13 protein-coding genes are annotated in these 11,456 nt (G+C 63.2%); 6 read left to right on the forward strand and 7 right to left on the reverse strand.

Translation table 11 applies throughout. The annotated features are described in order from the left end of the window. Positions 1–109 precede the first annotated feature (109 nt). From H0W47_RS16990 to erpA, 3 genes are all read left to right on the forward strand, one after another. Positions 110–817 carry a DUF6776 family protein gene (locus H0W47_RS16990; protein WP_296926527.1) on the forward strand — a complete coding sequence of 236 codons (708 nt, stop codon included), beginning with the start codon at positions 110–112 and terminating at the stop codon, positions 815–817. Positions 818–842: 25 nt separating this feature from the next. Beyond that, on the forward strand, positions 843–1,286 hold the full coding sequence (locus H0W47_RS16995) for a polymer-forming cytoskeletal protein (protein ID WP_296926529.1): 444 nt from the start codon (positions 843–845) through the stop codon (positions 1,284–1,286). A gap of 99 nt (positions 1,287–1,385) precedes the next feature. Further along, entirely contained in the window at positions 1,386–1,751 is a 366-nt protein-coding gene (erpA, locus tag H0W47_RS17000) for an iron-sulfur cluster insertion protein ErpA (protein ID WP_296926530.1), read from the forward strand. A 66-nt stretch (positions 1,752–1,817) separates the two neighbouring features. On the opposite strand, the gene H0W47_RS17005 is transcribed toward erpA, so the two are convergent. Continuing rightward, complete coding sequence (locus tag H0W47_RS17005) at positions 1,818–2,954, reverse strand: anhydro-N-acetylmuramic acid kinase (RefSeq protein WP_296926532.1); 1,137 nt, start codon at positions 2,952–2,954, stop codon at positions 1,818–1,820. A 166-nt stretch (positions 2,955–3,120) separates the two neighbouring features. Next, positions 3,121–4,482, reverse strand: coding sequence for a M23 family metallopeptidase (locus tag H0W47_RS17010; protein WP_296926534.1), 1,362 nt, complete (start codon positions 4,480–4,482; stop codon positions 3,121–3,123). 202 nt (positions 4,483–4,684) lie between these two features. Here H0W47_RS17010 and tyrS point away from each other — a divergent pair, with 202 nt between their 5' ends. After that, positions 4,685–5,917, forward strand: a complete 1,233-nt coding sequence (gene tyrS / locus H0W47_RS17015) for a tyrosine--tRNA ligase (RefSeq protein WP_296926536.1) — start codon at positions 4,685–4,687, stop codon at positions 5,915–5,917. A gap of 8 nt (positions 5,918–5,925) precedes the next feature. Here the strand turns inward: tyrS and H0W47_RS17020 are convergent, their stop codons facing one another. From H0W47_RS17020 to H0W47_RS17035, 4 genes are all read right to left on the reverse strand, one after another. Beyond that, the gene (locus tag H0W47_RS17020) at positions 5,926–6,639 is read right to left on the reverse strand and encodes an ankyrin repeat domain-containing protein (RefSeq protein WP_296926538.1); all 714 of its coding nucleotides are present in this window, start codon (positions 6,637–6,639) and stop codon (positions 5,926–5,928) included. Positions 6,640–6,671: 32 nt separating this feature from the next. Next, positions 6,672–7,163, reverse strand: coding sequence for a heme-binding protein (locus tag H0W47_RS17025; protein ID WP_296926540.1), 492 nt, complete (start codon positions 7,161–7,163; stop codon positions 6,672–6,674). A 131-nt stretch (positions 7,164–7,294) separates the two neighbouring features. After that, positions 7,295–7,933 carry a response regulator gene (locus H0W47_RS17030; RefSeq protein ID WP_296926542.1) on the reverse strand — a complete coding sequence of 213 codons (639 nt, stop codon included), beginning with the start codon at positions 7,931–7,933 and terminating at the stop codon, positions 7,295–7,297. Beyond that, positions 7,930–9,411 carry an ATP-binding protein gene (locus tag H0W47_RS17035; RefSeq protein ID WP_296926544.1) on the reverse strand — a complete coding sequence of 494 codons (1,482 nt, stop codon included), beginning with the start codon at positions 9,409–9,411 and terminating at the stop codon, positions 7,930–7,932. Before H0W47_RS17035 ends, H0W47_RS17030 begins: the two co-directional genes overlap by 4 nt. A gap of 46 nt (positions 9,412–9,457) precedes the next feature. Here H0W47_RS17035 and H0W47_RS17040 point away from each other — a divergent pair, with 46 nt between their 5' ends. Both H0W47_RS17040 and dtd read left to right on the forward strand, forming a co-directional pair. Beyond that, the gene (locus H0W47_RS17040; protein WP_296926546.1) at positions 9,458–9,631 is read left to right on the forward strand and encodes a hypothetical protein; all 174 of its coding nucleotides are present in this window, start codon (positions 9,458–9,460) and stop codon (positions 9,629–9,631) included. After that, positions 9,628–10,083, forward strand: coding sequence for a D-aminoacyl-tRNA deacylase (gene dtd / locus H0W47_RS17045; RefSeq protein ID WP_296926548.1), 456 nt, complete (start codon positions 9,628–9,630; stop codon positions 10,081–10,083). Before H0W47_RS17040 ends, dtd begins: the two co-directional genes overlap by 4 nt. Before the next feature lie 69 nt (positions 10,084–10,152). Here dtd and H0W47_RS17050 read toward each other — a convergent pair whose 3' ends face one another. Next, on the reverse strand, positions 10,153–11,139 hold the full coding sequence (locus H0W47_RS17050) for a LysR substrate-binding domain-containing protein (RefSeq protein ID WP_296926550.1): 987 nt from the start codon (positions 11,137–11,139) through the stop codon (positions 10,153–10,155). Positions 11,140–11,456 lie beyond the last annotated feature (317 nt).

Below are 11,456 nucleotides of genomic sequence, written 5' to 3' on the forward strand. Positions count from 1 at the left end.
AAGCTGCAATGACACATGCGCTTGCGTCGCTTACCGGCCAAAGTCCGGCGGCCGGCTTTTCTGCGTGCACAATGCACCCTCCCTGAAAAAAAACTGCAGGATCAAGCTTTTGAAATTCCGCCTGTTTCGCCGCCGTCTGACCATCAGCTCGCCACGCATGGCCGTGCGCAGCGCCATGCCTTGGCCGCTGCGCTGGGCCCTGGCCGCAGTGATGCTCGGTGCGTCGGCCGCCATCGCGCTGTGGACCTTCGAGATGGGCGTCAGCATTGCCGGACTGGACAGGGCGGCGAAGCTGGAACTGACAAAGTTGCGCGAGGAAGTCGCCAAGTTGCACGCCGAACGCGACAAGTCACAGTCGATCGCCAATATCTCCGGCAGCCTGCTGACGGCTGAAAAAGCCGCGCAGGAGAAAATGCTGGGGCAGATCCGGCAACTTGAGTCTGAAAACCGGCTGTTGCGCGATGATCTGGGGTTTTTTGAGAAGTTGTTGCCGGCTGGCAGCGCGGACAATGCTGCCATTCGGGGCCTGCAGGCCGAAAAGCTCTCGGACATGCAGGTGAAGTGGCAGGTGCTGGTGATCCAGCCGGTACGCGATGCGCCGGTGTTCAACGGCAAACTCGAGCTCACCTTCAGCGGCACCTTGGCCGGCAAGCCCTGGACCACAGGCTTGGCCGGCGGCGCGCAGGCTTTGCAGTTCAAACAGTACCGCCGCGTGGAAGGCGTCCTCGACGTGCCGGCCCAAGCCGTGGTACAAACCATCACAGCCAAGCTCATCGAAGGAACCGTCACGCGTTCCGTGCAAGTCATCAAGCTTTAGTGTTGACGCAACACAGGAAACCCTCATGTTCGGTAAAAAATCCCAACCCGCCATTCGCAGCCTGATCGCCCAGGGCACTTGCATCGAAGGCAATCTCAAATTCACCGATGGCCTGCGCATCGACGGCGAAGTCATCGGTGATATCCGCGCCAACGAAGGCAATCCCAGCATCCTGGTCATCAGCGAGTCGGCCTGTGTCACCGGTCAGATCTATGCCGATCACGTGATCGTCAACGGGCGTGTCATGGGCCCTGTGCACGCGGTTGAACTGCTCGAACTGCAGCCCAAGGCCAAAATTGAGGGTGATGTGGCTTACAAGGCGCTTGAAATGCACCAGGGCGCCGTCATTTTTGGACAGTTGCGCCCAACCAATCATGAGGGGGGCGACAAACCGCTGCTCAAGCTGGCTGCCAACAATGTTGACAAAGCCCGTGAAGAGGTCTCTGTCAGTGGCTTCGGCCGGCTGTGAGGAAGCGCTCTACAAGCGCTCCCTAAGCCGCGCCTGCCTTGTGGTTGATCGAAACGCGGTACCATGAAATTTATTGATTTGTGAAGAACGGAGTCTCTTATGAGCGCAGTAGCTGAAATGATCCCGACAGAGATGCCTGCCCCCTTTGTCTTCACCGACAGCGCGGCGGCAAAAGTCGCGGACCTGATTGCCGAGGAAGGCAACCCGGACCTGAAATTGCGGGTGTTCGTCCAAGGGGGCGGCTGTTCCGGCTTCCAATACGGCTTTACCTTCGATGAAATCACCAACGAGGACGACACCACCATGACCAAAAATGGGGTGTCCTTGCTGATTGACGCGATGAGCTACCAGTATTTGGTTGGTGCCGAGATCGACTACAAGGACGACCTGGAAGGCGCCCAGTTCGTGATCAAGAACCCAAATGCCACCAGCACCTGCGGCTGCGGCTCCAGCTTTTCTGCCTGAGCGCATCACGTCTGACAGTTAAAGCCGCCTCCGGGCGGCTTTTTGCTTTCCGCTCCAGGCTGTGGTTCACGCCGGGTAGATGGCACCCAGCACGCGCGGCCCTGCCGCACCGGTCACGCCAGGCAGGTTGCCTGGCAGGCGCTGCATGGTCTGGCGTGCCAGCCAGGCAAACGCCGCAGCTTCTACTTGAAGCGGCGGCAGTCCGTGTAGGTCGGAGGATTCGACGCGGCACAGGGGCAGGCCGGCCTGCAGCCGTGCCATCAGGTGCTGGTTGAACGCGCCGCCGCCACAGACCACCAGTCGTTTGCTATCTTTTCCATAGCTACTTACGGCCGCTACACAAGGGCTGACGGTGAATTCGGCCAATGTATTCTGGATATCTTCGGGGCGCTCGCCGGAAAAGGCTGCCAGCTTGCCCTCCAGCCAGGCCAGGCTGAACAGATCACGCCCGGTACTTTTAGGCGGCGGCAGGGCGAAGTAAGCATCGTCCAGCAGGCTGGCCAGCAGCCCCGGCAGCAGCCGCCCGCTGGCCGCCCAGGCGCCGCTGGCGTCGAATGCGGCGCCGGTATGACGCTGGCACCAAGCATCCATCAGGGCATTGCCGGCCCCACAGTCGAAGCCGAGCACAAGGCCCTGGCCAGCGGGGGGTAGCACGCTGAGGTTGGAGATACCGCCGAGATTGAGCACACAGACCGTCGCATCGGCCTGCCCGAACACACCCTGGTGAAAGGCGGGCGCCAGCGGCGCGCCCTGGCCGCCGGCCGCGACGTCCCGGCTGCGGAAGTCGGCGACCACGTCAAGCCCCGTCAACTCGGCCAGCAGCGCTGGATTGTTGAGCTGCAGGGTGTAGCCGGCCTTGGAAGCAGTGGCGGACGTCAGTGAGGGCTGGTGCCTGACGGTTTGTCCATGGGCGCCTATGGCCGTGATCCGGTCCGCCGCGATGCCCTGGGTAGCGCCTTGTTGGACCAGGGACAGGACAACCCGCGCATAAAGCACGGCAAGCTGGTTTGCGGCCATCGCGGCGCGATGCAATTCGTCCGGGCCAGACGTGTTGAGCGCCAGCAGTTCGGCCCGAAAAGCCGCCGGAAAGGCTTCGGTGGCCGATGCCACCACCCGCAACGTATCCCCCGAAAAGTCCACCAAGACACCATCGGCGCCATCCAGGGAAGTGCCCGACATCAGGCCAATGTAGTGATTGCGCATGCACTGATTTTGCCGCATGGCTGATGAGGTCAGGAAGGGCAGAGAGCCACGAGCACGCGGGCATCTCTTTTCAAGCAGGGGCCGCGGATCTGGCTCTGCCAGTCCGCAGGCGCAGCGGCCCCCTCGGGGGGCAGGGAGCTACACGCAGTGAGCGACCGTGGGGGCTCTATTCAGCGCGGGTCTGGCCGATGCTGGCCGCAGCCTGCAGCTGACTGCGTACACCGGCGGCCACTGCGCGGAAGGCGGGCATGGCGCCGGCTGGCAGCGTAAGGGTCTCGCTTTGTTTGGCAATGGTCATGGGGTCCTGGTGGGCACCATTGACGCGGAATTCGAAGTGCAGGTGCGGACCGGTGGCCCAGCCGGTAGCGCCGACCAGGCCGATGGTCTGGCCTTGGCTGACGTTCTGGCCGCGCTGCACCGAGATCTGACTCAGATGTGCATACACGGTCTCATGACCATTGCGATGGCGGATGAAGACCACATTGCCATAGCCGTTTTGTGCACCCGCAAACTCGACAACGCCGTCGCCCACGGTGCGTGCCGGCGTTCCGGTAGGGGCCGCAAAGTCGGTGCCCAGGTGGGCGCGCCACTTCTGCAGGATGGGGTGAAAACGCATGGAAAAGCCGCTGCTGACACGTGAGAACTCCACCGGGGAGCTGAGGTAGGCGCGGCGCAGACTTTGGCCGTCCAGGGTGTAATAGCCTCCCTTGTTCGCGGCACTTGCGCCCTGGCCTTGCGGCTGGAACCACATGGCCTGGTGTGTCTTGCCGGCGTTGACAAACTCTGCCGACAACACGCGCCCGGTACGCAGGGGCTCACCATCGGCCTCCAGGGTTTCATACACCACGTTGAAGCGGTCGCCCTTGCGCAGGTCGCGCCGGAAATCAATGTCACTCGAAAAAATCTCGGCGACCTGCACGGCCACGGCATCGGGAATGCGGGCTTCATCGGTGGCGGCGAACAGTGAGCTCTGGATGCTGCCGCTTGCCAGCCTTGCCGTTGCCGCGTATGGAGCGCTTTCTATACGCGAGACCAGACCTGTCGGTGTGCGTTCAACCACCAGCCGCTTGAACTGGCTGTCGTCCTCGGTGGCCCAGCGCATGCTGAGCTTGAGCAGTTGCTGGCTGTCGCTGGCTTCAACCGTGACGGTCTTTCCGGCGCGGCCGGAGAGAACGAGCCTGGCATTGGTGTCAGCACGCAAAAAGGCGGACGCGGAAGCATCGTCGATGGCAAGCCGCCGAAGCAGCGCGTCGGCGGTGTCGCTGCTGCGGGTGGTTTCAGTACGGAACAGCGAATAGCTGAATTCGCCAAGCATGTCGGACTGGGGTTCAATGGGCAGGGCCTGTACCGATTCCAGCACCTGGCGAACCGGCATATCGGCAGCGTCTGGCGCCAGCGGGGCCACGCCGAAAGCGGTGACGCCAGTGCCCAGCAACAAGGCAGCGAGTGTGCCTGTGATTCTTTTTGGGTGGCGATGGATAAAACCGGAGACAGCCTGCAGGCCGCGAGAGAGCTCGTTCTTGATCAAAACTGGAATTCCCTGCTTATAAAGCCGCGCCGCATTTGCGGTCCGATGGCGACGGTGAAGGTGTGGGCTGCCGCAAAATACAGGCGGCGGGCGGCAACTTAGAATGGATTTGCAATTTGCGGACCAGCGGATGCCGGCGCCGGACTATGGCAGAACTGCGAGTATATATGTCAGACAACTGCCCGACATGTGAAAAACCCTTATGAATCAAGACCTTGTTACAAAATTCCCAGTGACCGACCGGGTGCGGGAGGCGCTGGCCGTTTCGCTGCGCGGCTGCGAGGAACTGATCCCGCAAGACGAATGGCTCAAAAAGCTGGCCCGTTCGGAGGCGACGGGCACCCCGCTGCGCATCAAGTTCGGCCTGGATCCGACCGCCCCTGACATCCACCTTGGGCACACGGTGGTGTTCAACAAGATGTGTCAGCTTCAGGAGCTCGGCCATACCGTGATCCCCTTGATCGGTGATTTCACCACCATGATCGGAGATCCCTCCGGGCGCAACGCAACCAGGCCACCGCTAACTCGCGAGCAGATCGAGGCGAACGCCAAGACGTACTTCGAGCAGATTCGACTGGTGCTCGACATGGACAAAGCAGAGGTTCGCTACAACAGCGAATGGAGCGACCCCCTGGGCGCGCGCGGCATGATCCAGTTGGCCGCCAAGTACACCGTGGCGCGCATGATGGAGCGCAACGACTTCCATGACCGCTTCAAGGCCGGCAACTCGATCAGCGTGCATGAGTTCCTCTACCCGCTGATGCAGGGCTACGACTCGGTGGCCCTGAAGTCCGATCTGGAGCTGGGCGGCACCGATCAGAAGTTCAACCTGCTGATGGGGCGCCACCTGCAGGCCGAATACGGCCAGGAGCCGCAGTGCATCCTGACCATGCCGCTGCTCGAAGGCCTCGACGGCGTGGAGAAGATGTCCAAGAGCAAAAACAACTACATCGGCATTTCCGAAGACGCCAACACCATGTTTGCCAAGGTGCTGTCGATCTCCGATGTGCTGATGTGGAAGTGGTTCACCTTGCTGAGTTTCAAAAGCGAATCCGACATCGCGGCACTGAAGAAGGAAGTCGAGGGCGGACGCAACCCCAAGGACGCCAAGGTGATGCTGGCCAAGGAGATCACGGCGCGTTTTCATTCGAACGCCGCCGCCGATGCCGCCGAGCAAGACTTCATCAACCGCAGCAAGGGGGGCGTTCCGGACGAGATCCCTGAGGTCAGCCTCAGCGGCGCGCCGCTGGGCATGGCCGCGTTGCTCAAGATGGCAGGTCTGGCTGCTTCCACCGGTGAAGGAAACCGCCTGATCGACGGGGGCGGTGTGCGTGTGGATTCCAGCGTGGTCAGCGACAAGGCGTTGAAGCTGGGCGCAGGGACGTATGTCGTGCAGGTGGGCAAGCGCAAGTTCGCTCGTGTGACCCTCGGGTAAGCGCTGCTTCAGCGGGCGCCGGCGCGCTGAAGCATCTTCACCATTTCGGCGTACCCGCGCGATCTGGCCAGTTGCAGCGGCGTGTTGCCGGAGCGGTCGGCCAGCTGCAAATTCGCACCGGCATCAATCAGCGCTTGCAGGGTTTGCTGGTGCCGCGGTCCACCATCGCCCAGCACCACTGCTTCGATGGCGGCGGTCCAGTGGAGATTGTTCACGTGGTCCAGTGGGGCGCCGGCGGCGATCAGCTGCCGCACCACGCCGTCGTGTCCCAAGTGCGCAGCAGCGATCAATGCGGTGCCGTCGTAGCGGCTGGTCATCAGTCTTGCGCTCGCGCCGGAGGCCAGCAGCACTTTCAGGGTCTCTTCGTCATCGGCCACCGAAGCGATGGTGACGCCGTCATAACGGTCCTTGTCCAGCAGATGGATGTCTGCGCCCGCCTTGACCAACGCCCGCAGCGCGTCACGCTGCCGGGCAAAGGTTGCCACATGCACTGGCGTGCGGCCATTGCCGTCGCGGGCGTTGGGCTTCGCACCCGTTGCCGCCAGCCGCGTGATTTTTGCGGCGTCACCCTGATACGCGGCGGCATGCAGGCCGGTGTAAGCGGCCGCTTCAGCCACAGCGGGCGCCACCTGCGCCGTCGCTGACGTGGCTGCGACTGCCGCGATGCCGAGAGCGGTCACTGCAGCGAGCTTTTTCAGGGTCAGTTCAAGGTCAGTGCACATGGTGAGCTCCTGGGGCGTGGTCATGCCGGGGTTTACTTGAGCTGGTCTTTGACTTTTTCGAGCGCGGCCATTGCGCACTGTTCGTCAAGGTGGCCGCCAGGTGCGCCGCCTACCCCCACCGCGCCGATGACCTCGTTGCCCACTTTAACCGGTACGCCGCCGCCCAGTAGCAGGAAGCCCGGGATGTGGACCAGGTTGGCCGCTGCCGGATTTTTCTGCGCGCCGTCCATCATGGCCAGCGTTGTGTTTTTTGCAGATGCCGAGGTAAAGGCTTTCTGCAAGCTCGCAGCCAGCGTGTGTGGGCCGGCGTTGTCGGCCCGCTGCACGGCCCGCACGCTGCCGGCGCGGTCCACCACCGTTGCTGCCACAGCATGACCATTGGCACTGCAGGCTGCCACGGTGGCAGAAGCGAGCTGGTTGGCCAGTTCCAGGGACATGTTTTTCTCGGTGCGTACGTTCTGGGCCGACGCGGCGGCTGCGATGAAGGGCAGGGCAAGGGCGCAAGCCCGGATGATGTGGCGCATGGTGTTCTCCTGAGGTGCAAAAACGGTTCAATCAACCGTGAATGAACTGTAGGAAAACATCTTTGTTCCGGACATTCGTAGCACCACGCGAGCCGTTCCGTAGAACTACGGAGTGCCCACCCCGCTGGCGCTCAAGGATGGGCGTCCGCCAGGCCGGCGTAGTGCCGGATCAGCTGCGCCAGCGATTCGGACTCAAGCTTGGCGAACAGGTTGGCACGGTGGGTTTCGACGGTGCGGGGAGACAGGTCCAGGGCGCGACCGATTTCCTTGTTGGTCAGGCCCGAGACGATCAGCCCCAGCACCTCGCGCTCGCGTTCGGACAACTGCGCATACCGCTCCTGCGCCTGTCGGTCAGCCTGGCTGCGCTCGCGCGAACGCACATGTTGCCGCACAGCGTTTTGCAGTGCTTCCAGCAGCGCCTCGTCATTGACCGGCTTTTCCAGAAACTCTGCGGCGCCGGCCTTGAAGGCTCGGCGGCACATCTCCACCGTGCCGTGTCCTGTCAGCATGATCACCGGCTGGTCCACGCCCTGCGACGCCAGGGTGTCCAGCACCGTCAGGCCACTGATGCCGGGCATGCGCACATCGAGCACGATGGCGCCTATGGCCTGGCGGTCAAACCCCTTGATAAAGGCTTGCGGGTCAGACCAGGGCTGCACGCGCAGGCCGATGGTGCTGATCAGCAGCGCCAGGCGGGTGCGCACCGCCGCATCATCGTCGATGAGGTGAATCAACGGCGACAAGGTGTCGCCGGGTGCAATCACGCTCATGAACTTGCGCTTGCAACACCACCTGCGGCTGCCAGCGGCAGCGTCAGCCGGAATTCGGCGCCCTGCGGTGAATGATGGTTGGCCTGAAGGCATCCGCCCATGCCTGCCGCCAGGCTTTCACACAAGCTCAGGCCCAGCCCCAGACCGCCACTCCGGGTGGTGAAGAAGGGTTCGAAGATTCGCGGCAACACCTGGGCCGGGATGCCAGGCCCGGTGTCCATGACGGTGGTGATGCCTTGCTCGGCGTTGCTGTCCAGTGCGACCGTCAAGCTACGGTCTTTTTCCGGCACCTGCTCAAGGGCCTGCAGGGCGTTCATCAGCAGGTTGTGCAGGATCTGCTCCAGCGCCACCGGATCCGCCATCACGATGACCGGCGCGCTGGGCGCCTCCAGGGCGGGTTGCACGGCGCGTTTTCTGCATTCCGGCTCCAGCAGGTACAGCGTTTCCTGAACGGCCTGCTGCAGCATCACCGCCTGCAGCTGTGCCGCTGGGTCGGGCCGCTCCACCGCGCGACGCAGGCGGCCAACCACGGCGGCGGCGCGCCTGGCTTGGTCGGCGGCTTGCGCCAGAGCCTCGCGAATGGTCGTCATGTCGGGCGGGTCTTCGGCGAGCAGGCGGCTGGACGCCTGGGTGTTGGCAAGCAAGGCCGTCAGAGGCTGGTTCAGCTCGTGCGCCATGCCGGCAGCCAGTTCACCGAGTGCATTGAGGCGGGCCACCTGGCCCAGCCGCAACAATTCCTCGGCGCGGCGTCGTGCGGCGCGCTGGCGCAGCAGGGCCAGCCAGCCGGTCAGTGCGGCTGCCACGAGCGCGGCCCAGGCCAGCATCCATCCCCAGGGGAGCGCCAGCCAGCCGACTTGGCGCTGTGCGAACACGTCAAAAGGCTGGCTCTCCGCGGCCAGGTGTTTATGAAACTCGAAGCGCCAGCCACCTTGGCCGATGTGTCCGGCCTGCAGCACGTATTCCTGCCCCTCATGCACCAGCACGACGCGAACCGGGCTGGCCTCCGGGGCCATTGGCCATTCGCTCCAGGGCACCACCTGTCGGATGTCCATCTGCAGCGCATAGCTGGCGGGTTCGGCTGCGAGCACCAGCTGGTAGCGACCACGCGCAAAATCGACTTCGGCCAGAGCCGGCCGACGCAAGGCGCGCGACAGGGTTTCTGCCACCCGCAGGCGGTCGTCAGCCCACACGCCCGCGCGGTCCCGTCTTTGCACCACGGTGATCTGCGGGTACACCGCCATCAGGCGCTGCTCGGGTTGTGACGCATCCGGCGGGGCCTGCAGCAGTGCCAGGGTGGCCATCACCGCATCGTGCTGCACCACGCGCTGGCTGAGCAGCCGGTGAACAATGCGCGCGTCGGTTTCAAAGGCCTCGCGCTGCCGTGTCAGCTCCATGCGCGCCAGCGCCACGCACCCCAGCGCCGTGATCAGGCCCCAGAGCAGGAGCCCGATCCAGCGGTGTTGTTGTGCTTTGCGCATCGCTGCATTTTTGCATAGCGTGCCGTGCATCAGGGACAATCGCCGGATGAAGTGGCCCACCCTGCAATCCCTGATGCCGCAGCGCTGGCTGATGGCTTCGGCAGCGGTGGCGCTTGTCACCATCGTGCTGAAAACTGCCGCTTGGTACATCACTGCCTCGGTCGGCTTGCTCGCCTCCGATGTGCAAGCCCATTTCGACGAGAAAAAGGACTTGATTTGATCAGCGTGATTCAGCGGGTGAGCCAGGCGCGCGTGCTGGTGGGCGGTGAGGTGACCGGCGAGATCACCACCGGCCTGCTGGTGCTGCTATGTGCCGAGCGCGGCGACGGCGAGGCTGAGGCCGAGAGGCTGCTGGCAAAGATCCTCAAGCTGCGTGTTTTTTCAGACCAGGCGGGCAAGATGAATCGCAGCGTGCAGGATGTGGCCGGTGGCCTGCTGGTCGTCAGCCAGTTCACGCTGGCGGCCGATGTCTCGGGCGGCAACCGCCCGAGCTTCACCGGCGCGGCAGGGCCCGACGAGGGGCGCCGGCTTTACGACTATTTCGTTGCGCGGGCGCAGCTTGCCCACCCGCTGGTACAGACCGGCCGGTTTGCCACCGACATGCAGGTTCAACTGGTAAATGACGGGCCGGTGACGATTCCCCTGCGGATTAAATCGCTATCAAATCAGTAGCTTATGGCGCAGGCGGAATAAGGGCTGAAGCCCTGTTTGATGCTTGAACCGGGCGCGCGCCACTGACTTTCAATCGATGTCGTCCACCGCGTCAGGATCCGGCACATCGCCAATCGCCTGCCGCGTCAGGGCACCCTGCACCTGCAGCCAGTCGCAAAAGGCCTTGACCTCGGGCCGGCTTGCGCTGCGCGGGCCGACGATGAGCCAATAGGCCATCGGCGAGTCCAGTCGCAGATGCGGCAGCGGCTCGATCAGGTCACCCGAGGCCAGGCTTTCGGCGATCAGCGGCAGGCGCGCCAGCACGATGCCCTGGCCGGTCAGCGCCGCCTGCACCATCTGGTAGGCGTAATTGAAATACAGCCAGCGCTTGCCTTCGAGTTTGGGCGAGCCGTTGATATCCAGCCAGCGCCGCCAGGTCAGCCATTCCATGTGTGTGGCGTGTGAATCGCCGGCTTCGATCAATGCGAAATGTGCAAGATCTTCGGGCTTTTTCAGGCGCGGGCCGCTTTTGAGCAACCAGGGGCTGGCGACCGGGGTCAGTTGTTCGCCAAACAGCCGTATCGCGCCGGCCGTGCCCAGACGGCTGGCCGGGCCGTAACGCAGCGCGATGTCGACGTCCGAGGTATGGAGGTCAACGGCGGAGTCAGACGCATCAATGCGGATGTCCATATCGGGGTTCTCGCGCTGAAAGGCTTCCAGCCGCGGGATCAGCCACATTGATGCAAAGGAAGCGAAGGTGGTGAGTGCCACGCTTTTTCGGCCCGCACTCTGGCGAATCTGCCGAACCGCGCCGTCAACGCGCTCCAGCGAGGGTGTGACGGCGCTCAGCAAAATGCTGCCGGCGCCGGTGAGTTCGACCGAGCGCGTATGACGGTGAAATAGGCTCAGGCCGACCTCGTCCTCCAGCGTCTGGATCTGCCGGCTCACGGCGGATTGGGTCAGTGCGAGCTCTTCGGAGGCAGCGCGAAAGTTCAGATGCCGGGCCACGGCTTCAAAGGCGCGCAACTGCCCGGCAGAGATAGGCCGGGAGCGCAAATGGGTCTGGGAGTGCTGCATGGCGAAATTGTTGATTCATGCGTTTATGGAATGAATAGCGTAACGCGAATTCATTGGACTGCCAAGCACCACGCGGCGATCATCCACTCACCCTTACTGCTTTTGATGGAGAACCACAATGACCACCTCACCCTACCTCCCCCTGCAATCATTCAGCGGCGCTGACGCGCTGTCGGGCTGCTGGAAGCTGGCTAGCCCGGATATTTCACCAGTAGTCCGATGAGCACATGATTTGGGGCGCGCAGCGGCCGATGCGTGTCGTTCGTCGAATTGTCTGGGTACTGGATGGGTTTTGGCCAATTTAGGGCGAACTGCCC

Origin of the sequence: Polaromonas sp., from assembly GCF_013817205.1 — a bacterium.
Taxonomy (GTDB): domain Bacteria; phylum Pseudomonadota; class Gammaproteobacteria; order Burkholderiales; family Burkholderiaceae_C; genus Polaromonas.